The following is a 23,777-nucleotide window of genomic DNA, read 5'->3' on the forward strand; positions in this document are numbered from 1 at the left end:
GACCCGAGGATCCGCGCCCCACGGCACGCCTTCGCCCGTCGTATGGATGCTCGGGTCAAGCCCAAGCATGACGGAGGAGACGGGGGGAGCGCGTACCGGAGCGCGCGGTGGAAACGCAACCGAGCACAGGCAAAACAAAAAGGCCCTCCTTGCGGAGGGCCTTTTGCTTGGGAGGCGCGTAAATTTACGCCTTGTAGGTCTGCACGGCGCCGGGGAGCTTGCTCCATTCGGCATACCAGGTGTCGAAGAGCTTGAGCTGGCTTTCGACATAGCCGCGCTGGCTGTCGGAGAGCGCGTCGGTCTCATTGAAGTGCAGCGTGTATTCCTTGTCGCCCTTCAGCACCATCATGTGCTTGAAGTAGAGGACGAGGTCCGGGCCTTCGTCGAACGAGGAGAGCACGCCGAGGGCCGATTCCAGCTCCAGCGCGCGGGCGCGGGCGTCCGCATCGCCCCGGGCGGCCGCCTGGGCGAGGTTGCACATGTGGAGGACTTCCTTCGGCAGCACGCAGCCGATGCCGGTGATCGCGCCGACGGCGCCGCAATTGACGAAGCCGTGGAAGACGCAGGTGTCGACGCCGATCATCAGCGAGACGTCGTCGTCGCGGCTGGTGATGTTCTCGGCCGCATAGCGCATGTCGGCAGCGCCGCCGAATTCCTTGAAGCCGACGAGGTTCTTGTGGTCCTGGCGCAGCGCGAAGAAGAGGTCGGCGCGCGTGGCGAAGCCGTAATAGGGGCTGTTGTAGATGACGGCCGGAAGATCGGGGGCGGCCGAGAGGATCGCCTTGAAGTGGTTCTTCTGGGCGGCGATGACGGAGCCGCGGGAAAGGACGCGCGGGATGACCATGAGGCCCTGCGCGCCGACCTTCTGGGCGTGGGCGGCATGCGCGACGGCAGAAGCGGTGTTGACGGCGCCGGTGCCGACGATGACCGGGATGCCGGCCTTCACGAGGCGTTCGACGCCTTCCATGCGCTGTTCGTCCTTCAGCAACGGCCAGTCACCCATCGAGCCGCAGTAGACGACGGCGGACATGCCCTTTTCGATCAGTTCCTTGCCCTTGCGCACCAGCGCGTCGAAGTCGGGCGTGCGGTCGTCCTTGCAGGGGGTCATCAGGGCGGGAATGACACCGGAAAAAATCTTGGCCTTCATGTCGATCTCCTATGGCGGGTTCGGTCGGGCGGTCGGCGATGCAAGGCCTCCCCCTCTCTCGACGATGGATATAACATCTTGTATTTTATTTGTCGACAAGAAAAATACAAAAGCTCAGAGCGCGATGTCGAGCCTGTCGTTCCGGCTGAAAAGCTTTTGCACCTGCGCGACGATCGCCTCTGCATGCGCCTTGCCGAGCCGGTCCGCCTCCTCGATGTCGCGCGCCTCGATGGCGGCGATGATCGCGGCATGCTCGTCCACGAAGCGCTGCGGGAACTGCTCCTCGTAGGACTGGTAATAGAGCTGCAGGATGCGCCGGCCCTCATCGAGCAGGCGGCGGAACAGGCTGGTGAAATAGGGATTGCGGCCGGCCTCGGCGATGGCGGCGTGGAAGGCGGCATTGGTGGCGATCATCGTGAGGTTGTCGCGCATGGCCAGCGCCGCCGCATAGTCCTCGTGGAAGCCCCTGATGACCGGCAGGTCCTCGGGCCGGTGGTTCTGCGCGGCAAGCCGCGTCGTCACCCGGTACATCAGCACCAGCGCGTCGAAGAAGGTGTGGAGGTTGAGGAAATCGATGTTCGACACCATGGTCGAGCGGTTCGGCAGGGTCTCGATCAGCCCTTCGCCGGCAAGCCGCACCAAGGCTTCGCGGATCGGCGTGCGCGACATCTTGAACCGCTCGGCAAGCTGCACCTCGTCGATGGGGCTGCCGGGGGCGAGCTTCAGGTCGAGGATCTGGTCGCGCAGGAGGTCGTAGACCATCTTCACGCCGGAGCCGCGCTTGCGTTCGGGCAGGGAATGGGAATCGGTGTCGGTCATCGAAAATCCTCTTGTCGACAAAAGAAATACAATTGTCCGCCGGCGCTATCAATCGTTTTAAGTGGGCCCTTTGGCGAAAGCGCCGTCAAGCCCGCCGGGCCGGCAGGCGACAAGAAGGATGGGGAAAGCCGCATGCGCGCAGCCCGTTCCGCGCCCCGCCGCGGGGAAGCGGCAGGGTCCGGTGCGGGCCGGTCAGAAGAGGGTTTCGTAGATTTCCGGCTTGAAGCCGGCCGTCAGCGCACCGTCGCGGTCGAGGATGGGGCGCTTGATCATCGAGGGCTGGGCCTGCATCAGCGCGATGGCCCTGGCGGCGTCGAGGTCCTGCTTGTCGGCATCGGGCAGGGCGCGGAAGGTGGTGCCGGCCCGGTTCAGCACGGCTTCCCAGCCGAGCGTGTCGACGAAGCGCGTCAGGCTCGCCGCGTCGATGCCCTCGGCCTTGTAGTCGTGGAAACGGTAGGCGACGCCCCTGGCGTCCAGCCAGGCGCGCGCCTTCTTCATCGTGTCGCAGTTCCTGATGCCGTAGATCGTGACGGTCATGCGCCTCTCCTCATGCCCTGCCGCTCAAAGGCTCAGGAACTTCTCGATGACGGCATCGACCTCCGCCGTCTTCAGGCCGGCGATGTTGATGCGGCCGGAGGTCGGCATGTAGATCGCCTGCTCGGCGCGCAGCTTCAAGACGTCCGCCGCCTCCAGCGGCAGCAGCGAGAACATGCCTTCCTGCTCGCGGATGGCCGTCGCCACCTGCCAGCGGCGGGAAAGTCCGGCGGCAAGGCGCTCGCGGATGGCGGTGATGCGCAGGCGCATCGCTTCGATCTCCGCCATCCAGTCCGCCTTCAGCGCTTCATCGCCGAGGATCGTGCTGACGATGGCCGAGCCGTGGTCCGGCGGCATGGAATAGTTGACGCGGGCGAGCGCCGCGAGGTTGCTGCGCAGCGCCGGCACGGCATCGGCATTGCCGCAGGCGGCATAGACCGCGCCCGTGCGCTCGCGGTAAAGCCCGAAGGACTTCGAGCACGAGACGGCGACCAGCATTTCCGGCACGGCGGCAAGCAGCATGCGCAGGCCCGCGGCATCCTCGTCGAGGCCGCGGCCGTAGCCCTGGTAGGCGATGTCGACGAGCGGCATCAGGCCGCGCGCGGCGATGAGGTCGGTGACGGCGCGCCACTGCTCGGCGGAGAGGTTCGCGCCCGTCGGGTTGTGGCAGCTTGCGTGCAGCAGCACGGCGTCGCCGGGAGCGGCGCCCGAAAGCGCCTCCACCATGCGCTCGAAGAGCACGCTCTGCGAGGGAATGTCGAAGAAGGGATAGGTGGCGATCTCCAGGCCCGCGGCCTGGAAGATGCTGGCATGGTTCGGCCAGGTCGGCATGCCGAGCCAGATGCGCTTGACGCCGAGGCGCACGAGAAGGTCGCCGCCGATGCGCAGCGCACCCGAGCCGCCCGGCGTCTGCAGGCCGGCGACGGCGCGTCCGCGCCCGGCTTCGCCCGCCGTCAGGTCCCACAGGCGTTCGAGGAAGACGGGGTCGCCTTCCGGGCCGACATAGGCCTTGGTCGGCTGCGTCTCGACGAGGCGGCGCTCGGCTTCCTTCACCGCACGGAAGATCGGCGTCGCGCCCGTCTCGTCGCGGTAGACGCCGACGCCGAGGTCCACTTTGCCGGGCCGGGCATCGGCGCGGTAAAGGCCGATGAGGGCGAGCAGCGGGTCGTCGGGCTGGGGGGCGAGGGCGTCGAACATGGCCGGGATTCCTGTGCGGGGGTCTGTGCTGCAAGCGGTTTAGGCCAAAGTTCGCGCAAAATCGACAGGGATATTGCGCTAGTCGCGCAAGAAACGTCGCACCCCCGGGTTCTGCGCGGAAGACGGGCATGGGCGGCACGCGCTGCCCCGATATTTGCGGAACCTTCCTGTCGCAGGGTGGTTGCCGGAAGGAAGCCGTCCCCCATATGATGACCGGGTGCCATGAGGAAGGTCCGTTGGACAGGAATGCCAAGATCGCACAGGCCGCGCTGCTGACGGCCATTCGCAACCGCCGCGGCCATCGGCCGCCGGAGAACAATCGCCCGGGCGACACCGTGATCGCGTCCTACAACGTGCACAAATGCGTGGGCGTCGACCGGCGCTTCGATCCCGAGCGCACGGCAAGCGTGATCGCCGAGATCGATGCGGACATCATCGCCGTGCAGGAGGCCGACAAGCGGTTCGGCGAGCGTTCCGGCCTTCTGGACCTCGAAGCGCTGGAGCGCGACTGCGGCCTCGTGCCGGTGCCGATCACCGCGCTCTCCTCGACCGGCCACGGCTGGCACGGCAACATGATCATGATCCGCAAGGGCGCGGTCGGCGGCGTGCGGCAATTGAAGCTGCCGGGCGTGGAGCCGCGCGGCGCGCTGGTCGTGACGCTCGACCTGCCGCTCGGCAAGCTGCGGCTCGTCGCGGCGCATTTCGGGCTCCTCAGGCGCTCGCGCGAGCAGCAGGCAATGGCAATCCTCGCCTCGGTGGCGGAGGAAGAGGAAATGCCCACCCTGCTCGTCGGCGACCTCAACGAATGGCGTGTCGGCCGGCGGTCCTCGCTCGCCCGCCTCCAGCCGACCTTCGATCCGGCCTCCGGTGCGGTGCCGAGCTTTCCCTCGCGCTTTCCCGTGCTGGCGCTCGACCGGGCGCTCGGCCATCCGCACGACCTCGTCACCTCCGTGGAGGTGCACGACACGCCGCTCGCCCGCCTTGCCTCCGATCACCTGCCGATCAAGGCGCATATCGACCTCAAGGTCGCCTCGGAGCGGAACGCGGCGCCTAAAGATACGGCGAGCCGAGCCATGTGATGCGCTCGACGAGGCGCTGGGCGAAGGGCCGGGCCTTCAGGTCCTCCAGCCTCACCTCTTCGGCGCTCCACAGCGCGGCGGCGATGCGTCGGCCGATGAGGTCGGCGAACCCCGCATCGATCACCTCGATATCCACCTCGAAGTTCAGCCGCAGCGAGCGCGGGTCCATGTTGGACGAGCCGACATAGGACCAGGCGCCGTCGATGACCGTGAGCTTGGAATGGTTGAAGGGGCCCGAGGCGCGCCAGATGCGGCAGCCGTATTTCAGGAGCTGGTCGAACTGCGCGGTCATGGCAAGGTCGACGAGCTTGAGGTTGTTGGAGGAGGGGACGACGATGTCGATCGCCACCCCGCGCCGCGCCGCCGTCACGATGGCGCTGATCAGCTCCCGGTCCGGCAGGAAATAGGGCGACATGATGCGGATATGCCGCTTGGCGACCGAGACGGCGCCCATCAGCATGCGGTGGTTGGTCTCAAGGCTCTTGTCCGGCCCGGAGGCAACGGCGCGGGCGAACATGCCGCTTCCCGGCGCATCCGGCGGCGGGGCGATCTGCCAGGCCTCGCCGGAAAGATCGTCGCCGCCGGAAAAGCGCCAGTCCTCGTAGGCGATGCGGAAAAGGTCGCCGACGACCGGGCCGGTGAGGCGGAAATGCGTGTCGAGCGCGGCGGCCTCGCCGGAGAACTCCGTGCAGAAGCCCGAGCGGATGTTGAGCCCGCCGGTAAAGGCGAGGCTGCCGTCGACGACGAGGATTTTCCGGTGGGTGCGCAGGTTCGCATAGGGCAGGCGCAGCCCCATGACGATATTGCCGTTGAAGACGTCCGCCGGCACCTTCGCTCGCCTGAGGTCCGAGACGATGGAGGGGATGGAGTAGCGGGCGCCGACCGCGTCGATCAGCACGCGGACCGCGACGCCCCGCGCCACGGCCGCCGAAAGCGCCGCGACGAAGCGCTCGCCGGCATCGTCGCGGTCGAAGATATAGGTTTCGAGCAGGATGGAGCGTTCGGCGGCGTCGATCGCGGCGAGCATCGCGGCGTAAGCCTCGTCGCCGGTCGAAAGCAGGTCGATGCGGTTGCCGGAGGTGAGCTTGCAGCGCCCGACCGTATCGCCGAGCCGCTGCATGGCGGCCAGCGCCTCGCCGTAGATCGCCTGCACTTCCGTGTCTGAGACGTCATATTCCTCGAGATGGTGCCAGCCGGCGGCAAGCAGCCCCTCGCGGCCGAGATTGAGCGTCTTGCGGCGGATGCGGTTGACCCCGCCGACGGCGTAGATGAGCGGTCCGACGACGGGCGAGAGCACGATGACGCCGACCCAGCCGATGGCCGCGCGGACCTCCTCCTTCGTCATCGTCGCGTGGATGGCGGCCGGAACGCCGAGGGCGACCGACAGGACGACGAGGATATGGGGCCAGTAGGCCGAAAGCGTCTCAAACATGATGCGTGCGGATCATCCCAGGCCGGCAGCCGTTGTGCCTCTATATATTGCCTGGGACGATCCGAATGCGAGAGGGAGGAACATGCAAGCGGCGAAAGATTTTCGCCGCCGGCCGTCAGTCCTCCAGCGTGCCGGGCTTGCGGTCCTTGCGGGTCGCCTCGCGGCAGGCGATCTTCATCAGGTCGTCGCCGCGCCGGGCATGGCGGGCGGAGCTGCGCGTGGCGACCAGCCCGTCGTGGCGCGCCGTCACCTCCAGCGTGCCGTCCGCCTCGCCCGGCCGCACGATCAGCGTTGCCAGGAGGTCGCCGGCCTTCACCTCCTCGCCGATGTCGCGGTGGAAGAGGATCGTGCCCGGCTCGGGCGCACGCACCATCTCGATATTGTCGAGCGGCACGGCAGGGCCGGCATAGGTTCTTGCCTGATGCGCCGAATCGGCGACGATGCCGCGGCCGGCAAGGAAGGCCCACAGCCCGTCCGCATCGTGCTTTGCCATGTCGGGATAGACGTCGCGCCGGCCGCGCAGCTCCACGGTCGTTGCGAGCCGGCCGGGAACGCTTTTCAGCTTGTCGCCGCCCTGGTGCTTGAAGGCATGGCCGACGGCCTCCTCGAAGGCGGTGCTTTCGCCGTCGGAGAGGAACACGGCCTGCATGTCGAGGCTTGAGGCAAGGTCTGCCGCCTCCGGCCAGAAGTCCTCATCGATATAGGCATATTGCAGGGATTCGTCGTCGCAATGCAGGTCGAGCACGAGGTCGGCGCCGAGCGCGGTGTGCAGCAGCGTGCGCTTCAGCCGGTCGGCGGCGCTGCGGCGCTCCAGGCCTTCGAGCAGGCCGTCGCGTCCGGCAAGCGCCACCAGCGGGAAGTCGCGGTTGAAATTGGTGCGCGAGCCGAGGTCGAAGCGGCCCTGCATCTCGCCGAAATGCGACTGGGCAAGCCCGATCGGGTTCGCCTGCGGCACGACGGTGATGTCGCCGCGGATCGCACCTTCGCCATCGGCCTTGCGCAGCCGCTCGAGGAGGAAATGGAGGAGGGCGGTGCCGGGCAGCTCGTTGGAATGCAGCGCCGCCTGGATATAGACGGAGGGCGCCGCCGCATCGCTGCCCTTGAAGCGGTAGACCGGCACGCGCCATTCGATGCCTGCCGTATCGCCGCCGATGATGATCTCGGATCGTTCCACGTCGTCTCCTCCTGAATCGTTTGCCGAGGGGTTATGCGAATTGCCCGCGCATGGCGCAAGCCCCGGCAAGAAACGGGTTGAAAGTCGCCGGGCAAAGCCCGATCTTGTGACAAAACGGGAACAGGAGCCGGATATGGCCCACAAGACGCACTATCTGATCTTCGAGACCGAGGCCGGTCCGTGCGGCATCGCCTGGAGCGAGGCCGGCGTCCTGCGCTTCCAGCTTCCCGGCGAGAGCGCCGAAACCACGCGCCGCCTGCTGCTGCGCCATCTGCCCGAGGCGGAGCCGGCCGAGCCGCCGCCGGCCGTCGCGAAGGCTGTCGCCGGGGCGACGCGCTATTTCGCCGGAGAAGCGGCGGATTTTTCCGACGTGCCGCTCGATCTTGCCGGCCAGAGCGATTTCTTCCTGAAGGTCTATGCGGCCGCGCGCCGCCTCCACTGGGGCGAGACGACGACCTACGGCACGCTCGCCCGGGAACTCGGCGCCGGGCCGGAGGCCGCCCGCGAGGTGGGGCAGGCCATGGCGAAGAACCCCGTCGCCCTCATCATCCCCTGCCATCGGGTGCTCGCCGCCGGCGGCAAGGTCGGGGGCTTTTCCGCACCCGGCGGAGCGTCGTCGAAACTGAAGATGCTGGCGCTGGAAGGCATCTCCCTTGCTGCGCCGGAGCCGGCGCAGCAATCCTTCGGGTTCTGAAGAGGCTACGCCCGCAGCGTCCCGCCGGTGGTCTTCACGACATTGCCGACGATCTTGGCCGTCAGGGCCTCGAAGTCCTCGTCCGTCAGCGTCTTGTCGACCGGCTGGATGACGACCTCGATGGCGATGGACTTCCGGCTCTCGCCCAGCGACGCCCCCTCGAACACGTCGAAGACGTTGACGGCGGCGATCAGCTTGCGGTCGGCGCCGCTCGCCGCGCGGACGATCGCGCCCGCTTCCACCGTCTTGTCGACGACGAAGGCGAAGTCGCGCCTGACGGCCTGGAAGGGCGAGAGGTCGAGCGCCGGCTTGGTGCGCGTCGCCTTCTTCTTCGGCTCGGGCATGGCGTCGACGAAGATCTCGAAGCCTGAGAGCGCGCCGGAGACATCGAGCGCGCCGAGCGCCTTCGGATGGAACTCGCCGAAATAGCCGAGAACGATCTTCGGGCCCATCTTGATCGTGCCGGAGCGGCCCGGATGATACCAGCCGGGCGCGCCGGGCTCGATCTGCACATTGCCCATCGGCAGGCCGCAGGCCTCGATCACGGCGAGCGCGTCGGCCTTGGCGTCGTAGACGTCGACCGGCTTGCCGCCGCCCTTGGCGGCGTTCGACCAGAGGCGGCCGGAGCCCGAAAGCGAGGCCGTGCCGCGGCGAATGCCGCCGGCAACGCGCCGCTGGCCTTCCGGCCGGTCGCTCTCGTAGGTGCCGGAGACCTCGAAGAGCGCGACATCGCCGTAACCCTTGTCGGCATTGCGCTGGGCGGCCGAAAGCAGGCCCGGCAGCAGCGAGGGGCGCATGTCCGACATGTCGGCCGCGATCGGGTTCGACAGGGCCAGCGAGGCCGCGCCGCCGCCGAAGAGCTCGGCATGGGCCTTCGGGATGAAGGACCATGTGACGGCTTCCAGCATGCCGCGCGCGGCAAGCGCCCGCCGGGCGAGCCGCGAGCGGATCTGCAGCGTGGTGAGGATACGGCCGTTGACCGCGCCGTGGCTTTCGAGCGGCGCCGGACGGATGTTGTCGACGCCGTGGATGCGCATGACCTCTTCCACGAGGTCCGCCTTGCCGTCGACGTCGGGGCGCCAGGAGGGAACCGCGACCGAGACACGCTCGCCCGCGCCCGTCACGGTGAAGCCGAGGCGGGCGAGGATGTTGGTGCTCTCGGCTTCCGAGACGTCGAGGCCGGTCAGGCGCCTGACTTCCGAGAACGGGAAATCGACGACCTTCGGCGTATAGCCCTTGTAGCCGACGACATCGGCCTTTGCCGCCGTGCCGCCGCAGAGCTCCAGCACCAGTTCGGTGGCGCGCTCGAGGCCCGGCACCATGTATTCCGGGTCCACGCCGCGTTCGAAGCGGTAGCGGGCATCGGTGATGATGCCGTGCGAGCGGCCGGTCTTGGCGACGTTCATCGGGTCCCAGAGCGCCGACTCGATCAGCACGTCGACGGTGTTCTCGTCGCAGCCGGAATGCTCGCCGCCCATGATGCCGCCGATGGATTCGACGCCGTTGTCGTCGGCAATGACGATGTTGGACGGGTTGAGCGTATATTCGCGGGTGTCGAGCGCCAGCACCTTTTCGCCTTCCGCCGCGCGGCGCACGACGAGGTCGCCCTTTACCTTGGCCGCGTCGAAGACGTGTAGCGGACGGCCCTGGTCGAAGGTCATGTAGTTGGTGATGTCGACGAGCGCGTTGATCGGGCGAAGGCCGATGGCGAGAAGCCGCTGCTGCATCCAGCGCGGGCTCGGGCCGTTCTTCACGCCACGCACGAGGCGGAGCGCGAAGCCGGGGCACAGATGATCGTCGCCACCGAGCGCCAGCTTCACCTTGACCGGCGTCTCGCCTTCCACCGTGAAGGACGGCGCCTTCGGGGTTTTCAGCGTACCGAGGCCGGAGGCGGCAAGATCGCGGGCGATGCCGTAGATGCTCGTGCAATCCGGACGGTTCGGCGTCAGGTTGATCTCGATGACCGGATCGTCGAGGCCGGCATAGGCGGCATAGCTCGTGCCGACCGGCGCATCGGCCGGAAGATCGATGATGCCGTCATGGTTGTCGGAGATTTCCAGTTCCTTCTCCGAGCACATCATGCCGCGGCTCTCGACGCCGCGGATATTGCCCACGGAAAGCGTGACATCGATGCCGGGCACATAGGTGCCGGGCGCGGCGAAGGCGCCGACAAGGCCGGCGCGCGCGTTCGGTGCGCCGCAGACGACCTGGACCGGGTCGCCCTTGCCGGTATCGACCATCAGCACGCGCAGCTTGTCGGCATTCGGATGCTGCTCGGCGGAGACCACTTTGGCGATGACGAAGGGCTTGAACGCCGCCTTGTCGTCGACATGTTCCACTTCAAGGCCGATCGCCGTCAGCTTGTCGCAGATCTCTTCGAGCGTGGCGTTGGTGTCGAGATGGTCCTTCAGCCAGGAGAGCGTGAATTTCATTGTCTTTCTCCTTGGATGCCGGTTATGCGCTGAGGCCGCCGAACAAAGTCGGCATGTCGAGCGGGCGGAAGCCGTAGTGGCTCAGCCAGCGGACGTCGGCGTTGAAGAAGTCGCGCAGGTCCGGCATGCCGTATTTCAGCATGGCGATGCGGTCGAGGCCCATGCCCCAGGCAAAGCCCTGGTATTCGTCGGGATCGAGCCCGCCGGCCCGCAGCACGTTCGGATGGACCATGCCGCAGCCGAGGATTTCCATCCAGTCCGTGCCCTCGCCGAACTTGACGATCGGGCCGGACGAGCGGTCGCACTGGATGTCGACCTCGAAGGACGGCTCGGTGAAGGGGAAGAAGGACGGGCGGAAGCGCATGGTGACGCTGTCGACCTCGAAGAAGGCCTTGCAGAATTCCTCCAGCACCCAGCGCATGTTGGCGACATTGGCCTTCGTGTCGACAACGAGGCCTTCCACCTGGTGGAACATCGGCGAGTGCGTCGCGTCACTGTCCTGCCGGTAGGTCTTGCCGGGGATGATGATGCGGATCGGCGGCTTCTGCGCCTCCATGGTGCGCACCTGCACGGGCGAGGTGTGCGTGCGCAGCACCTTGCGCTCGCCGCTCTCGCCGGCGGGGAAGAAGAACGTGTCGTGCATCTCGCGGGCCGGATGGCCCTCGGGGAAGTTCAGCGCCGTGAAGTTGTAGTAGTCCGTCTCGACGTCCGGGCCCTCGGCGATGGAGAAGCCCATGTCGCCGAAGATCGCGGTGATCTCGTCGACGATCTGGCTGATCGGATGGATGCGCCCGCGCTCGGCCGGCGAGGAGCGGACGGGCAGGCTGACATCGACCTTTTCGGCGGCAAGGCGCGCCGCGATGGCGGCATCGCGCAGCGCGCTCTTGCGCTCGGCGATGGCGTCGGTCACGCGCGTCTTCAGCGCGTTGATCGCCGCGCCGCGCGTCTGGCGCTCTTCCGGCGACATGGTGCCGAGCGTCTTCAGGAGCTCGGAGACGGAGCCCTTCTTGCCGAGCGCGGAAACCCGCACGGCTTCGATCGCCGCCTCGTCGGAGGCCGCGGCAACGTCGGACAGGAGCTGTTCTTCCAGTGTGTCGAGTTCAGTCATCTTTACCTGCTTTGCTTGCGTCGGCCGGGCGGGGAGGCAGAAGAACCTCGCAGAGATAGCGGGTTGCGGCGAGGAAGCGTCGCAGATCACTACCCATGTGAACGCGCCCGATCAATCGGGTGGTGGACAAAAACTTGGCGAGGAACCGCACCATGTCCGCAAGCGCCGCCTCGGCGGCGGGCGGCGCATTGGTACGCCAGGCGGCATAGGCTTTTTCGGCCGTCGCCTCGCCGAGGCGCGCACGGTCGACGAGCTGCAGGAAGAGCAGCCACAGATCGCGCGCCTGGGCGGTCGCGAGCGGCATGGCCGCCTCCGGCTCCTCCTCGAAATCCATGAAGCCGATGCGGTGTTCGCCGGCCACGAAGAAGTCGCGCGGATGAGGCCGCCCGTGGCAGAGGCCCTTGCCGTGCAGCGCGCCGAGATGGGCGGCACAGGCGACGAGCAGGCCGTCATGGGCGGCGGGGTCGCTGTCGCGCAGCACATCGAGCCGCGCCGTCACCGTCGGCGCGACGTCGGAGAGGACGAGCGCGCTGCCGGAGGAATAGAGCACCTTCGGCACGGGCACGCCGGCCGCGGCGAAGGTCCCGATGCGGCGGATCTCGCGGGCGATCATGCCCTTGCTGTCGAGAGTGGGGGAAGGGCGCAGGAACGGCTGGCCGAACAGGCGGGCCAGCAGGTTCTGCGCCTTCGTCCAGACCGGCGGGCGCTCCGTGCCGTAGCGTTTGATCCAGACCGCGCCGAAGGAAAGCTCCACGCGCTCGACGCGGCGCGCCTCGCGGGTGAGCGCGGCAAGCAGCGTGCGGATGTCCGCATCGGTCATCTCCGGGATCGCGCCGAGCGCGTCGAGCCTTGCGTCCATGGTCCTCATCCGGATCAAAAACAAAACCCGCCCCGGTTCCCCGGCGCGGGTTTCACAACGAAGCAGGAATGGTTGTGAGCGCCGGTTAGTTGACGGCGGCCTCAAACTCGTTCTGCGTGCCGGCTTCCTTGAGGTATTCCAGCGCCTTCTTGGCGGCTGCGACGAGCGCGCCGAAAGCTGCGGTCTCATGGATCGCCATGTCGGAAAGCACCTTGCGGTCGACTTCGATGCCGGCCTTGTTGAGGCCGTCGATGAAGCGGCCGTAGGTCAGGCCATGCTCGCGGACGGCAGCGTTGATGCGCTGGATCCACAGGGCGCGGAAGTTGCGCTTGTTGACCTTGCGGTCGCGGTAGGCGAACTGCTTGGAACGATCAACCGCTGCCTTGGCGGCGCGGATGGTGTTCTTGCGGCGGCCGTAGAAACCCTTGGCTGCCTTGAGTGTCTTCTTGTGCTTGGCGTGGGACGTTACGCCGCGTTTTACACGTGCCATGTCATGATCTCCTTAACGTATCAAATTGCTCGAGAAGTCTCAGAGACCGTTCGGCAGGTAGTTCTTGATGACCTTCTTGCCATCGGGCTCGGCCAGCACCATGGTGCCGCGCGCGTCGCGAATGAACTTGTTGGTACGCTTGATCATGCCGTGGCGCTTGCCGGCGGCGGCAGCGACGACCTTGCCGGTCGCGGTGATCTTGAACCGCTTCTTGGCAGACGACTTCGTCTTCATCTTGGGCATTTTGCTACTCCATTCTTCTTGAATTCGAGACGGCTGACGAGGCGCGTCTCCAGCGTAAAGAACGGCCACGGCATGCCCTGCCGGACCGTTCGGACGGCGGCTTGTAACCGAAGTCCCCGAAAAGCGCAACCGGATTCCGTGGAAAGGCCGGTTTTGCGGGCGGAAATGGAAAAGCCGCCCCGAAAGGCGGCTTGATCCGTTCGGCAGGAAGGCCCGCGGGTTTACCGCGGCGCGAGCACCATCATCATCTGGCGGCCTTCGAGCTTCGGCTCGGCTTCGACCTTGGCGATAGTCTGGGTGTCTTCCTTGACCTGCTGCAGGAGCTTCATGCCGAGTTCCTGGTGGGCCATTTCGCGGCCGCGGAACTTCAGCGTCACCTTCACCTTGTCGCCTTCGTCGAAGAAGCGGTTCATCGCCTTCATCTTCACCTCATAGTCATGGGTGTCGATGTTCGGGCGCATCTTGATTTCCTTGATCTCGACGATCTTCTGCTTCTTGCGCGCTTCGGCCGCCTTCTTCTGGTTGGCGTATTTCAGCTTGCCGAGGTCAAGGATCTTGCAGACGGGCGGCTCGGAGTTCGGTGCGATCTCCACGAGATCGAGGCCGGCTTCCTCGGCCATGCGGAGCGCCTGATCGGTGGGGACGGTGCCGTGGTTGTGGCCTTCGGCATCGATGAGCTGGATCCGGGGAACCCGGATTTCCCTGTTGGAGCGCGGGCCGTCCTTGACGGGGGCTTCCGCTTTGAATGGTCTGCGAATGGTCGTGTTCTCCTCGAACTGTTTCGACTGGTACGATGGCGTGCGTCGATCGGGCCGTCTTGCCGCCCTGCGGCGTCTGTCGGCAATGTGTTGATCGCGCTTCCGAAGTCAATAGCATGGGACGTGGAAAAAATCACCACCTGTCCTTGCGGTTGCGAATCTGGTCTAGGACGGGGCCGACAGGCGGGAGCCGGGCGGTTTTCCGACCGCGGCGCACGACAGGGAGATAGGCATGGCGACGGCGAACGGCAACGGGGACGCGGTGGAATTCATCACGGTCGGCACGGGCGGGGATGCGCGCGGGATCGCCGTTTCGCTCCAGCGTCCCGCAGCCGGCAACGGCCTTGCCCATTTCGTCTGGCTCGGCGGCTACCGTTCCGACATGTCGGGCACCAAGGCGATGGAGCTTGCCAGCCTTGCCGCGCGCCTCGGCACCGGCTGCGTGCGCTTCGACTATTCGGGCCACGGCGCCTCGGGCGGCGCCTTCACGGACGGCACGATCTCGCGCTGGCTCGAGGAAGCCCTCGCCGTGGTCGATCATGCGGTAAAGACGATCGGCACGCGCCGCGCCGTGCTGGTCGGCTCCTCCATGGGCGGCTGGATCGCGCTGCGCGCCGTCGAGGAGCTCGCAAGGCGGAACGGCGTCGGGATCGCCGGCCTCGTCCTCATCGCCCCCGCGCCGGATTTCACCTCGGAGCTGATCGAGCCCAACCTGACGCAGGCCGAGCGCACGGCGCTTGCCGAGCGCGGGCAGTTCGAGGAACCGACGTCCTACGGCCCCGACCCGAACATCTATACCTTGAAGCTCATCGAGGACGGACGGCAGAACCGCGTGCTCGACGGCGTCATCGAGACGGGCTGCCCCGTGCATATCCTGCAGGGCATGGCCGATCCGGACGTTCCCTATGCCCATGCGGTGCGCTTGATGGAGCATCTTTCCGGCGACGACGTGGTGCTGACGATGATCCGCGACGGCGATCACCGCCTCTCGCGCCCGCAGGATATCGCGAAGATCCTCGAGGCCGCTGAGGCGCTTGCCGGCGCACCGTGAAGCGCCGGCCGGCCGCGTCTTAACCATAATGCGGCATCGCCAAAACTGATGATTGACGAAAGGTCCTTCTGGCCGTTAACTTTTTGTTAACGATGAGGGGACGTTTCATGGCACGAATGACTGGTGCAAAGGCCGGGGCTGCAGCGGTGCTCGCTCTCCTCGTATCTTCTTCCTCGGCCTTCACGGCGCCGGCTTCGGCGCTTTCCATGCGGACCGGCGCGGTGACCTCGCAGCCGATCGGCCATTACGAATTCTGTCAGACCCACAAGTCCGAATGCCGCGCCGGCGTGCGCAACCTGGCGCCCGCCAAGGTCACGTCCTTCGGCTGGACCGTCGTCCGCAAGATCAACGCCAGCGTCAACCGCGACATTGCGCCGATGACCGACAAGGACCTCTACGGCAAGGACGAGTTCTGGGCCTATCCGGACAAGGCCGGCGATTGCGAGGACTTCGTGCTCCTCAAGCGCCGCAAGCTGATGCAGCAGGGCTTTGCCGCTGGTGACCTGCTCGTCACCGTCGTGCGCAAGCCGGACGGCGAGGGCCATGCGGTCCTGACGCTGCGCACCACCGAGGGCGACTACATCCTCGACAACCTCAACAACGAGGTGAAGCTGTGGACCGAGACGCCCTATCGCTACCTCAAGCGGCAGGCCTCGTTCAACGCCGGCCGCTGGGTGTCGATCGAGAACGGCGACGCCGTCATGGTGTCCTCGGTCGGCCAGTAGGCATACGGCCATGGGAATTCCGGAAAGGCCGCGGATCGCTCCGCGGCCTTTTGCTTTGTTTACTTGCTGGCCATCGCCGCCATGCGCTCGGAATAGCGCCCGCCCGCCACCTTCGCGGGGGAGAGGAGATCGCCGAGGCGAGCAGCCTCTTCGGCCGTGAGCGCCACGTCCGCGGCGGCAGCGTTCTGCTCCAGATGCGTCACCTTGCTGGCGCCGGGGATCGGCACGATGAAGTCGCCCTGCGCCAGCACCCAGGCAAGTGCGAGCTGGGCCGGGGCGACGCCCTTTTGCGCGGCCATCTCCTCCAGCAGCGCCACCAGTGCCAGGTTGGCGTCGAAGTTCTCCGCCGCAAAGCGCGGCAGCGAGCGGCGGAAATCCGTGTCGGAAAGCCCGTCGAGCTTCTTGAGCGCGCCCGTCAGCACGCCGCGGCCGAGCGGGCTGAAGGGCACGAAGCCGATGCCGAGGCTGCGGCAGGTTTCCAGCACGCCGTTCTCCTCCACGTCGCGGGTCCAGAGGGAATATTCGCTCTGGACGGCGGCGATCGGGTGCACGGCATGGGCCCGTCGGATCGTCTCGGCGCCGGCTTCCGAAAGGCCGAGCGCCTTCACCTTGCCCTCGCGTACGAGCTCGGCCATGGCGCCGATTGTCTCCTCGATCGGCACGGCCGGGTCGACGCGGTGCTGGTAGTAGAGGTCGATGACGTCGGTGCCGAGCCGCTTCAGCGAGGCCTCGGCGACGGCCTTGACGTTCTCCGGCCGGCTGTCCGTGCCGGTGATCATCTCGGCGGACGGCCGGGACGGGTCGATACGGAAGCCGAACTTGGTGGCGATGGCCACCTTGTCGCGCACCGGCTTCAGCGCCTTGCCGACGAGAATCTCGTTGGCATAGGGGCCGTAGACCTCGGCCGTGTCGAAGAGCGTGATGCCGAGGTCGACCGCCCGGTGCAGCGTGGCGATGGCGGCGGCCTCGTCATGGGTTGCGCCGTAGGCGTGGCTCATGCCCATGCAGCCGAGGCCGAGGGCGGAAACGTCGAGGCTGCCGAGATGTCTGTGCTTCATGGCGAAATCCTTCTGGAAGGCGGAAACGGGGGCCGGGCGGCGGGGAAACCGCCGTCATCCGGCAAGGCTCAATCTAGGGCTTGCCGCCTCTTCTGAAAATTGCTGCAAAAGCCAACAACTTGTTCTATCTGTTCGAACAATGAACCGGACCCAGCTTTCCCAGCTCGCCGTGCTGGCCGTCGTCGCGGAGGCGCGCTCCTTTCGCAAGGCGGCCGCGGAGCTTGCCGTCGCGCCCTCGGCCGTCAGCCATGCCGTCTCGGCGCTGGAGGCGAGCCTCGGCGTGCGGCTGCTGGCCCGCACCACCCGCTCCGTCGCGCCGACGGAGGAGGGGCGCCTGCTGCTCGACACGCTCGCGCCCGCGCTTGCCGATATCGGCAATGTCATGGAGGCCTTGGCCGACCGGCAGGGCCGCCCCGCCGGGCCGCTGCGGGTCACCATGCCGCTGATCGCCGCCGAGGAGATCGTCATGCCGCGCCTCGGCGCGTTCCTTTCGGCCTATCCGGAGATCGAACTGGACCTTCGCACGGACGACCGCTTCGAGGACATCGTCGAGAAGGGCTTCGATGCGGGCCTCCGGCTTGGCGAGCATCTGGAGGCGGACATGATCGCGGCCCGGGCGAGCGGCCCGTGGCGCGGCCTCGTCGTCGGCGCGCCCGCCTATTTCGAGCGGCACGAAAAGCCCCTGCAGCCGCGCGATCTCATGCAGCACCGCTGCGTCCGCCGGCGCTTTTCCAGCGGGCGGATCTATCGCTGGGAACTGGAGAAGGACGGGCGGCAGGTGACCGTCGATGTCGACGGGCCGCTCATCGTCTCCGACCAGCGGCTGATGCGCGCCGCCGCCATCGACGGGGCGGGCCTTGCCTATGTCTTCGACCAGCGCGTTGCCGAGGACATCGCCGCCGGCCGGCTCGTGCCGGTGCTGGAGGACTGGTGCCCCGCCTTCGACGGCTTTTCGATCTACTATCCTTCGCGCCGGCAGATGCGCCCGGCGCTGCGCGCCTTCGTCGATTTCTTCCGCTACCGGGGCTGAGGCTCAGGTCGCAAGGCGGTAGCGCAGGTGCCCGTCGGTCTCCACATAGCTGTCGTAGAGCCTGCGGGCGCGTTCGTTCTTCTCGCTGACATGCCAGTAGATGCCGCGCCAGCCGTGGCGCCTGGAGATGGCGACGAGGTCGTCGATCAGCGCCCGCCCGACGCCCTTGCCGCGCGCTGCGCCGTCCACGAAGAGGTCTTCCAGGTAGCCCTCCGGCGCGATGTCCCAGGTGGAATCGTGATAGTGGTGAATGGCAAAGCCGAGCAGCCTGCCGTCCTCCTCGGCGACGCGCATCGAGACGCGCGAGGCGGGATCGAGGATGCGCGCCCAGGTGAAGGCCGTCACCTCCTCCGATACCTCGGTGCCGTAGAAGGCGAGATAGCCGGCCCAGAGTGTCCTCCAGGCCGCCTCGTCGGTTTCGCGTGCGTCGCGGATGAGGAGCGCCATGGTCACGCGCCCGCGCGGTCGAGCGCGGCCATCTGGTCGGCGGAAAGCGTCAGGGCCGCCGCCTTCGTCAGGCTGGCGAGCTGCGCAAGGCTGGTGGCGCTGGCGATGGGCGCCGTCACGGCGGGCTTGGCCATCAGCCAGGCGAGCGCGATTTCCGCGGGCGCCGCACCCGTCTCGGCCGAAACGCTGTCGAGCGCGGCGAGGATGCGCAGGCCCTTGTCGTCGAGATAGCGGGCAACGCCGCCGCCGCGCGCCTTGCCTTGCGTATCCGCCTTGCTGCGGTACTTGCCGGAAAGGAAGCCGGAGGCGAGGCTGTAATAGGTGATGACGCCGATGTCCTCCCTGCGGCAGAGGTCCGCCAGCGGACCCTCGAAGCCCGCCCGGTCGTAGAGATTGTATTCCGGCTGCAGCGCGCCGTAGCGCGGCAGGCCCGCCCTGTCGGCGGCCTCGAAGGAGGCCTGAAGCTGGCCGGCATCGAGGTTGGAGGCGCCGAAGGCGCGCACCTTGCCCGCCTTCAAGAGGCCGGCATGGGCCTCCAGCGTCTCCTCGTAAGGCGTTTCCGGGTCCGGCCAGTGCGAGAGGTAGAGGTCGATATGGTCGGTCTGGAGCCGACGCAGCGAGTTCTCCACCTCCTCGACGATCCGGGCCTTGCGCAGGTCCCGCCGCCCCTGGCCCATGTCGGAGCCGACCTTGGTGATGATCACCACCTTGTCGCGGGCGATGCCGGAACGCTTCAGCCACTTGCCGATGATCATCTCGGATTCGCCGCCCTCGTTGCCCGGCACCCAGCGGGAATAGGCGTCCGCCGTGTCGATGGCGTTGAAACCGGCGCCGGTGAAGGCGTCGAGCAGGTCGAACGAGGTCTTCTCGTCGGCCGTCCAGCCGAACACGTTGCCGCCGAAGACGAGCGGGGCGATGGAAAGGCCGGTCTTGCCGAGGGGGCGGAGCTGCATGGGGATCCTCCAAGGGGTTCGTGCTGAAATATTCTCTCCACATAGGGCGCTGCGCGCCCTTTGCGACGCCCGCGCGGGAATTTCGGGCGCTTGCGAGGAACGTACCTCGCCGCTAGTCTCTCGCGCAAATCAAGGAGGATCATCATGTTGCGTTTCGGAATCCTGTCGACGGCCAAGATCGGCCGCGAGCTCGTCGTGCCGGCCATCCAGGATGCGGAGAACTGCGTCGTTACCGCCATCGCCAGCCGCGACCACGCCAAGGCCCGCGCCATGGCCGACCGCTTCTCCGTGCCGCATGCCTTCGGCTCCTACGAGGAGATGCTGGCCTCCGACACCATCGACGCGGTCTACATCCCGCTGCCGACCTCGCAGCATGTCGAATGGTCGATCAAGGCGGCCGATGCGGGAAAGCATGTGCTGTGCGAAAAGCCGATCGCGCTCGATGCCGGCGAGATTTCCGCGCTGATTGCGGCGCGCGACCGCAACAGGGTGCTGATCTCGGAGGCCTACATGGTCACCTACAGCCCCGTCTGGCGCAAGGTGCGCGCGCTCATCGCCGAAGGGGCGATCGGCCGGCTGCGCCATGTGCAGGGCGCCTTCACCTATTTCAACCGCGATCCCGGCAACATGCGCAACGTGCCGGCGCTCGGCGGCGGCGGCCTGCCGGATATCGGCGTCTACCCGACGATCACCACGCGCTTCGCCACCGGCAAGGAGCCTCTCCGCGTGCAGGCGAACACCGACCGCGACCCGGAATTCGGCACGGACATCTATTCGAGCGTGCGCGCCGATTTCGGCGATTTCGAACTGTCCTTCTACATCTCCACCCAGCTCGCCCAGCGCCAGGTCATGGTCTTCCACGGCGACAAGGGCTTCGTCGAGGTCAAGTCCCCCTTCAACGCCGACCGCTACGGCGCCGAGGAGATCGAGCTGACCAACCAGAGCCACAGCGAAAGCCAGCACTTCCGCTTCCAGGACGCGCGCCAGTACCGCCGCGAGGTCGAGGCCTTCACGCGCGCCGCATTGGGCGAGAAGGAGGAGGTGGTGACGCTGGAAAGCTCCGCCGCCAATCAGAAGCTCATCGACGCCATCTACCGCGCCAGCGAAAAGGACGGCTGGGAGGCGGTGTGAATGCGACGCAAGAAGGGGAGGTGATGCCTCCCCTTCGAGTTTGAAGTCCGTTCGGCTGCTTCGGTTCGAGCGTCCGCTTGGCTGCCGTTGCAGCCGTGCCGCCTTGTCCTGCTCCGCTCTACCCCCATGATCGTCATCCTCGGGCTTGACCCGAGGATCCACCATGCACGCTGCGCCGGCGGATGGATGCTCGGGTCAAGCCCGAGCATGACGGAGGAGAGAGGGGGGCCAGCGCGGGGAGGCCGCGCCGGCGTTGAGGGACGCGACCCTATTCGTCGCCCATCTTGAGCGCGGCGATGAAGGCTTCCTGCGGGATCTCCACCTTGCCGAACTGGCGCATGCGCTTCTTGCCTTCCTTCTGCTTGTCCAGAAGTTTCCTTTTGCGCGTGGCATCGCCCCCGTAGCACTTGGCGGTCACGTCCTTGCGCAGCGCGCGCACCGTCTCGCGGGCGATGATGCGCCCGCCGATGGCGGCCTGGATGGGGATCTGGAACATGTGCTGCGGGATGAGGTCCTTCAGCTTCTCGCACATGACGCGGCCGCGCTTTTCCGCCGCCGAGCGGTGGACCAGCATGGAGAGCGCGTCGACCGGCTCGGCATTGACGAGGATCGACATCTTGACGAGGTCGCTCTCGCGGTAGCCGTGGAGATTGTAGTCGAAGGAGGCGTAGCCCTTGGAGATCGACTTCAGGCGGTCGTAGAAGTCGAAGACCACTTCGTTGAGCGGCAGTTCGTAGGTCAGCATCGCGCGGTTGCCGACATAGGTCAGCTCCGTCTGGATGCCGCGCCGGTCCTGGCAGAGCTTGAGGATGCCGCCGAGATACTCGTCCGGCGTCAGGATCGTCGCCTTGATCCACGGCTCGCGGAATTCGGCGATCTTCACCACGTCCGGCATGTCGGCCGGGTTGTGCAGTTCCTTCTCGGTCCCGTCCGTCATGGTGAGCTGGTAGACGACCGAGGGGGCCGTCGCGATCAGGTCGAGGTCGAATTCGCGCGACAGGCGCTCCTGGATGATCTCCAGGTGCAGCAGGCCGAGGAAGCCGCAGCGGAAGCCGAAGCCGAGGGCTGCGGAGCTTTCCATCTCGAAGGAAAACGAGGCGTCGTTGAGGCGCAGCTTGCCCATCGCCGAGCGCAGCTCCTCGAAGTCGGCCGCATCGACCGGGAAGAGGCCGCAGAACACCACCGGCTGGGCCGGCTTGAAGCCGGGGAGGGCAGAAGCGGTCGGGCGCCTGTCCTCGGTGATCGTGTCGCCGACGCGGGTGTCGGCCACTTCCTTGATCGAGGCGGTGATGAAGCCGATCTCGCCGGGGCCGAGCGAATCCATCGCCACCATCTTCGGCGTCAGCACGCCGACGCGCTCGACGGTGTATTTCGCATCCGTGCCCATCATGCGGATGACCTGGCCCTTGGTGAGCCGGCCCTCGATGATGCGCACGAGAACCATGACGCCGAGATAGGTGTCGTACCAGCTGTCGACGAGCAGCGCCTTCAGCGGCGCCTTCTCGCCGCCCTCGCTCTTCGGCGCGGGCAGGCGGGTGACGATGGCTTCCAGCACGTCCGGTATGCCGAGGCCGGTCTTGGCCGAGATCAGCACGGCGTCGGAGGCGTCGATGCCGATCACCTCTTCGATCTGTTCCCTGATGCGGTCGGGCTCGGCGGCCGGCAGGTCGATCTTGTTGAGGACGGTGACGAGCTCGTGGTTGTTGTCGATCGCCTGGTAGACGTTGGCGAGCGTCTGGGCTTCCACGCCTTGCGAGGCGTCGACGACGAGGAGCGAGCCTTCGCAGGCCGACAGCGAGCGCGAGACCTCGTAGGCGAAGTCGACGTGGCCGGGCGTGTCGATGAGGTTCAGCACATAGGTCTCGCCGTCGTTCGCCTTGTAGTGCAGGCGCACGGTCTGGGCCTTGATGGTGATGCCGCGCTCGCGCTCGATCTCCATGTTGTCGAGGACCTGTTCGCTCATCTCGCGGTCGGCAAGGCCGCCGGTCGACTGGATCAGCCGGTCGGCGAGCGTCGACTTGCCGTGGTCGATATGGGCCACGATCGAGAAATTGCGGATATGGTCGAGGGGCGTCGAATTATTGGTGCTCATGCGCGCCATATAGCAGCGGGGCGGATTCCCGCAAAGCGGTAAATGAAGGGTTTCCTTGCCGCAAGCGCCGCTATTCCGGGGCTTTTGCGCCTTCCACCAGCGCGCCGGCATTGGGCACCTGCGCGCTGCGGATCTCGAAGGTCTCGCGCGCCTCCGGCGGCACGGTTTCGCGAAGGCGCAGGCGATGGGCGACGAAGGCCGCATAGAGGAGCGCGACCGCCATCACCGCATAGATGAAGGTCTTGTCGCCGAAGGCGGGCGTCAGCGCCGTCACGGCGAGCGGCACCAGCGTTGCGGCGGCCGACCAGGCGACGAGGAGGGTGGAGGCGAGCGGCACGAAATCGTCGGGATCCGTGCGGTCGTTGGCATGGGCGTTGGCGATGGAATAGACGCTCTCGACGCCGCCGGCCCACAGCGCGAAGACGATCATCAGTACGGCCATGGCGCCGAAGGAGACGAAGAGTGCGGCGACCGCCGTGCCGGCGATCAGGAGGCAGGTGCCGATCAGCACGACGCGCCGGTCCACGCGGTCCGACAGCGTGCCGAGCGGATATTGCACGAAGAGCAGGCCGAACTGCATGACGAACATCAGCAGCGCCACGTCGGCCTGCCCGACATCGTGGGTGGCGGCATAGATCGGCGTGAAGCCCTGCACCACCATGGAAAGGCCGCCGGCGGCCAGCACGCCGATCAGCGCCACCGGCGAATTGCGCCAGGCCATGGCGAAATCGACATTGACGCGGGCGGGCGGCGGCGGGGTCGGCAGCCGGGTGAGGCCGATCGGCAGCAGCGCGACGGTGGTGACGAAGATGGTGACGAGGGGCGCGAGGTTGCCATCCGCCGGCATCCGGCCGAAGAGCCACGCTCCGACGCCGAGCCCGAGCACATAGGCCATGTAGAAGAAGGACATGGCCTTGCCGCGCCAGCGGTTGTCGCTGGCATGGTTCAGCCAGCTCTGGGCGATGATGAAGTTGAAATTGCCGGCAACGCCATAGACCCCGCGCGCGAAGACCCACAGCAGCGGGTGGATGCCGAGCGCCACGAGGAAGGCGGCGATGATGACCAGCGCCAGCGAGCAGGAGAAGGCGCGCGCATGGCCGACGCGGCGGATGACGGGGCCGGCGATGACGCAGCCGACGAGCCCGCCGAAGGCGATCATCGTGACCGCCGCGCCCGGCGTCCATTCCGGCGCGCCGACGCGGGCGAGCACATAGGGCACATAGGCCAGCATGATGCCGTTGCCGATGGCGACGAGCGTCATCGAAACGACGATGGCGGTGATGGAAAAGAGCGAGGATGCCCGCTGCGTCTCGCCTGTCATCTG

General features: G+C 66.9%; 23 protein-coding genes. 6 read left to right on the forward strand and 17 right to left on the reverse strand.

Annotated elements, in window-relative coordinates; translation table 11 throughout:
• Positions 1-184 precede the first annotated feature (184 nt).
• The 4 genes from ACZ5TO_RS17940 to ACZ5TO_RS17955 form a co-directional block, all read right to left on the reverse strand.
• Positions 185-1,147: a dihydrodipicolinate synthase family protein gene (locus tag ACZ5TO_RS17940; protein ID WP_464799049.1), complete on the reverse strand. Its 963-nt coding sequence runs from the start codon at positions 1,145-1,147 to the stop codon at positions 185-187.
• 114 nt (positions 1,148-1,261) lie between these two features.
• A complete protein-coding gene (locus ACZ5TO_RS17945) occupies positions 1,262-1,966 on the reverse strand; it encodes a GntR family transcriptional regulator (RefSeq protein ID WP_184144468.1) in 705 nt (234 codons plus the stop codon).
• 192 nt (positions 1,967-2,158) lie between these two features.
• On the reverse strand, positions 2,159-2,503 hold the full coding sequence (locus ACZ5TO_RS17950) for an ArsC family reductase (RefSeq protein WP_464799050.1): 345 nt from the start codon (positions 2,501-2,503) through the stop codon (positions 2,159-2,161).
• Between the two features lie 24 nt (positions 2,504-2,527).
• Positions 2,528-3,697, reverse strand: a complete 1,170-nt coding sequence (locus ACZ5TO_RS17955) for an amino acid aminotransferase (protein ID WP_464799051.1) — start codon at positions 3,695-3,697, stop codon at positions 2,528-2,530.
• A 236-nt stretch (positions 3,698-3,933) separates the two neighbouring features.
• Here ACZ5TO_RS17955 and ACZ5TO_RS17960 point away from each other — a divergent pair, with 236 nt between their 5' ends.
• The gene (locus ACZ5TO_RS17960; RefSeq protein WP_464799052.1) at positions 3,934-4,776 is read left to right on the forward strand and encodes an endonuclease/exonuclease/phosphatase family protein; all 843 of its coding nucleotides are present in this window, start codon (positions 3,934-3,936) and stop codon (positions 4,774-4,776) included.
• On the opposite strand, the gene ACZ5TO_RS17965 is transcribed toward ACZ5TO_RS17960, so the two are convergent.
• Both ACZ5TO_RS17965 and ACZ5TO_RS17970 read right to left on the reverse strand, forming a co-directional pair.
• Positions 4,748-6,208, reverse strand: coding sequence for a phospholipase D-like domain-containing protein (locus ACZ5TO_RS17965; protein ID WP_464799053.1), 1,461 nt, complete (start codon positions 6,206-6,208; stop codon positions 4,748-4,750). The genes ACZ5TO_RS17960 and ACZ5TO_RS17965 overlap by 29 nt on opposite strands.
• Before the next feature lie 115 nt (positions 6,209-6,323).
• Positions 6,324-7,382 carry a M14 family metallopeptidase gene (locus tag ACZ5TO_RS17970; RefSeq protein ID WP_464799054.1) on the reverse strand — a complete coding sequence of 353 codons (1,059 nt, stop codon included), beginning with the start codon at positions 7,380-7,382 and terminating at the stop codon, positions 6,324-6,326.
• A 133-nt stretch (positions 7,383-7,515) separates the two neighbouring features.
• Between ACZ5TO_RS17970 and ACZ5TO_RS17975 the strand changes: the two genes are divergently transcribed.
• Positions 7,516-8,076 carry a methylated-DNA--[protein]-cysteine S-methyltransferase gene (locus ACZ5TO_RS17975; RefSeq protein WP_464799055.1) on the forward strand — a complete coding sequence of 187 codons (561 nt, stop codon included), beginning with the start codon at positions 7,516-7,518 and terminating at the stop codon, positions 8,074-8,076.
• Positions 8,077-8,081: 5 nt separating this feature from the next.
• Here the strand turns inward: ACZ5TO_RS17975 and pheT are convergent, their stop codons facing one another.
• The 6 genes from pheT to infC all read right to left on the reverse strand — a co-directional run bounded on the left by pheT (position 8,082) and on the right by infC (position 13,966).
• Entirely contained in the window at positions 8,082-10,508 is a 2,427-nt protein-coding gene (gene pheT, locus ACZ5TO_RS17980; protein WP_464799056.1) for a phenylalanine--tRNA ligase subunit beta, read from the reverse strand.
• A gap of 22 nt (positions 10,509-10,530) precedes the next feature.
• Complete coding sequence (pheS, locus tag ACZ5TO_RS17985; RefSeq protein WP_464799057.1) at positions 10,531-11,616, reverse strand: phenylalanine--tRNA ligase subunit alpha; 1,086 nt, start codon at positions 11,614-11,616, stop codon at positions 10,531-10,533.
• Positions 11,609-12,475, reverse strand: a complete 867-nt coding sequence (locus ACZ5TO_RS17990) for a BUD32 family EKC/KEOPS complex subunit (RefSeq protein WP_464799058.1) — start codon at positions 12,473-12,475, stop codon at positions 11,609-11,611. The genes pheS and ACZ5TO_RS17990 overlap by 8 nt, the downstream gene beginning before the upstream one ends.
• 85 nt (positions 12,476-12,560) lie before the next feature.
• On the reverse strand, positions 12,561-12,965 hold the full coding sequence (gene rplT, locus ACZ5TO_RS17995) for a 50S ribosomal protein L20 (protein WP_184144477.1): 405 nt from the start codon (positions 12,963-12,965) through the stop codon (positions 12,561-12,563).
• Between the two features lie 39 nt (positions 12,966-13,004).
• Positions 13,005-13,208 (reverse strand): 50S ribosomal protein L35, encoded by a 204-nt coding sequence (gene rpmI, locus ACZ5TO_RS18000; RefSeq protein WP_024270153.1) that lies wholly within the window; start codon positions 13,206-13,208, stop codon positions 13,005-13,007.
• Positions 13,209-13,429: 221 nt separating this feature from the next.
• Complete coding sequence (infC, locus tag ACZ5TO_RS18005) at positions 13,430-13,966, reverse strand: translation initiation factor IF-3 (RefSeq protein WP_184144545.1); 537 nt, start codon at positions 13,964-13,966, stop codon at positions 13,430-13,432.
• Positions 13,967-14,198: 232 nt separating this feature from the next.
• On the opposite strand from infC, the gene ACZ5TO_RS18010 reads away from it, so the two are divergent.
• Positions 14,199-15,017 carry an alpha/beta hydrolase gene (locus ACZ5TO_RS18010; RefSeq protein WP_464799059.1) on the forward strand — a complete coding sequence of 273 codons (819 nt, stop codon included), beginning with the start codon at positions 14,199-14,201 and terminating at the stop codon, positions 15,015-15,017.
• Between the two features lie 107 nt (positions 15,018-15,124).
• A complete protein-coding gene (locus tag ACZ5TO_RS18015) occupies positions 15,125-15,742 on the forward strand; it encodes a transglutaminase-like cysteine peptidase (protein ID WP_184144479.1) in 618 nt (205 codons plus the stop codon).
• Positions 15,743-15,801: 59 nt separating this feature from the next.
• Here ACZ5TO_RS18015 and ACZ5TO_RS18020 read toward each other — a convergent pair whose 3' ends face one another.
• Positions 15,802-16,800 (reverse strand): aldo/keto reductase, encoded by a 999-nt coding sequence (locus tag ACZ5TO_RS18020; RefSeq protein WP_464799060.1) that lies wholly within the window; start codon positions 16,798-16,800, stop codon positions 15,802-15,804.
• 139 nt (positions 16,801-16,939) lie between these two features.
• Between ACZ5TO_RS18020 and ACZ5TO_RS18025 the strand changes: the two genes are divergently transcribed.
• Entirely contained in the window at positions 16,940-17,830 is an 891-nt protein-coding gene (locus ACZ5TO_RS18025; RefSeq protein ID WP_184144481.1) for a LysR family transcriptional regulator, read from the forward strand.
• A 3-nt stretch (positions 17,831-17,833) separates the two neighbouring features.
• On the opposite strand, the gene ACZ5TO_RS18030 is transcribed toward ACZ5TO_RS18025, so the two are convergent.
• Both ACZ5TO_RS18030 and ACZ5TO_RS18035 read right to left on the reverse strand, forming a co-directional pair.
• Entirely contained in the window at positions 17,834-18,277 is a 444-nt protein-coding gene (locus ACZ5TO_RS18030) for an N-acetyltransferase family protein (RefSeq protein ID WP_464799061.1), read from the reverse strand.
• A 2-nt stretch (positions 18,278-18,279) separates the two neighbouring features.
• The gene (locus ACZ5TO_RS18035) at positions 18,280-19,230 is read right to left on the reverse strand and encodes an aldo/keto reductase (protein WP_464799062.1); all 951 of its coding nucleotides are present in this window, start codon (positions 19,228-19,230) and stop codon (positions 18,280-18,282) included.
• A gap of 144 nt (positions 19,231-19,374) precedes the next feature.
• On the opposite strand from ACZ5TO_RS18035, the gene ACZ5TO_RS18040 reads away from it, so the two are divergent.
• A complete protein-coding gene (locus ACZ5TO_RS18040) occupies positions 19,375-20,361 on the forward strand; it encodes a Gfo/Idh/MocA family protein (protein WP_464799063.1) in 987 nt (328 codons plus the stop codon).
• Between the two features lie 268 nt (positions 20,362-20,629).
• Here ACZ5TO_RS18040 and lepA read toward each other — a convergent pair whose 3' ends face one another.
• Positions 20,630-22,462 (reverse strand): translation elongation factor 4, encoded by a 1,833-nt coding sequence (gene lepA, locus ACZ5TO_RS18045; RefSeq protein WP_464799064.1) that lies wholly within the window; start codon positions 22,460-22,462, stop codon positions 20,630-20,632.
• 61 nt (positions 22,463-22,523) lie between these two features.
• The gene (locus ACZ5TO_RS18050; RefSeq protein ID WP_464800421.1) at positions 22,524-23,774 is read right to left on the reverse strand and encodes an MFS transporter; all 1,251 of its coding nucleotides are present in this window, start codon (positions 23,772-23,774) and stop codon (positions 22,524-22,526) included.
• Positions 23,775-23,777: the final 3 nt, after the last annotated feature.

This window comes from Shinella sp. Sh6, from assembly GCF_055392685.1.

Coding starts and splice junctions, on each gene's coding strand:
- ACZ5TO_RS17940 (WP_464799049.1), bottom strand. CDS start 1,147: ATGAAGGCCAAGATTTTTTCCGGTGTCATTCCCGCCCTGATGACCCCC.
- ACZ5TO_RS17945 (WP_184144468.1), bottom strand. CDS start 1,966: ATGACCGACACCGATTCCCATTCCCTGCCCGAACGCAAGCGCGGCTCC.
- ACZ5TO_RS17950 (WP_464799050.1), bottom strand. CDS start 2,503: ATGACCGTCACGATCTACGGCATCAGGAACTGCGACACGATGAAGAAG.
- ACZ5TO_RS17955 (WP_464799051.1), bottom strand. CDS start 3,697: ATGTTCGACGCCCTCGCCCCCCAGCCCGACGACCCGCTGCTCGCCCTC.
- ACZ5TO_RS17965 (WP_464799053.1), bottom strand. CDS start 6,208: ATGTTTGAGACGCTTTCGGCCTACTGGCCCCATATCCTCGTCGTCCTG.
- ACZ5TO_RS17975 (WP_464799055.1), top strand. CDS start 7,516: ATGGCCCACAAGACGCACTATCTGATCTTCGAGACCGAGGCCGGTCCG.
- pheT (WP_464799056.1), bottom strand. CDS start 10,508: ATGAAATTCACGCTCTCCTGGCTGAAGGACCATCTCGACACCAACGCC.
- pheS (WP_464799057.1), bottom strand. CDS start 11,616: ATGACTGAACTCGACACACTGGAAGAACAGCTCCTGTCCGACGTTGCC.
- ACZ5TO_RS17990 (WP_464799058.1), bottom strand. CDS start 12,475: ATGGACGCAAGGCTCGACGCGCTCGGCGCGATCCCGGAGATGACCGAT.
- rplT (WP_184144477.1), bottom strand. CDS start 12,965: ATGGCACGTGTAAAACGCGGCGTAACGTCCCACGCCAAGCACAAGAAG.
- rpmI (WP_024270153.1), bottom strand. CDS start 13,208: ATGCCCAAGATGAAGACGAAGTCGTCTGCCAAGAAGCGGTTCAAGATC.
- ACZ5TO_RS18010 (WP_464799059.1), top strand. CDS start 14,199: ATGGCGACGGCGAACGGCAACGGGGACGCGGTGGAATTCATCACGGTC.
- ACZ5TO_RS18015 (WP_184144479.1), top strand. CDS start 15,125: ATGGCACGAATGACTGGTGCAAAGGCCGGGGCTGCAGCGGTGCTCGCT.
- ACZ5TO_RS18020 (WP_464799060.1), bottom strand. CDS start 16,800: ATGAAGCACAGACATCTCGGCAGCCTCGACGTTTCCGCCCTCGGCCTC.
- ACZ5TO_RS18025 (WP_184144481.1), top strand. CDS start 16,940: ATGAACCGGACCCAGCTTTCCCAGCTCGCCGTGCTGGCCGTCGTCGCG.
- ACZ5TO_RS18030 (WP_464799061.1), bottom strand. CDS start 18,277: ATGGCGCTCCTCATCCGCGACGCACGCGAAACCGACGAGGCGGCCTGG.
- ACZ5TO_RS18035 (WP_464799062.1), bottom strand. CDS start 19,230: ATGCAGCTCCGCCCCCTCGGCAAGACCGGCCTTTCCATCGCCCCGCTC.
- ACZ5TO_RS18040 (WP_464799063.1), top strand. CDS start 19,375: ATGTTGCGTTTCGGAATCCTGTCGACGGCCAAGATCGGCCGCGAGCTC.
- lepA (WP_464799064.1), bottom strand. CDS start 22,462: ATGGCGCGCATGAGCACCAATAATTCGACGCCCCTCGACCATATCCGC.
- ACZ5TO_RS18050 (WP_464800421.1), bottom strand. CDS start 23,774: ATGACAGGCGAGACGCAGCGGGCATCCTCGCTCTTTTCCATCACCGCC.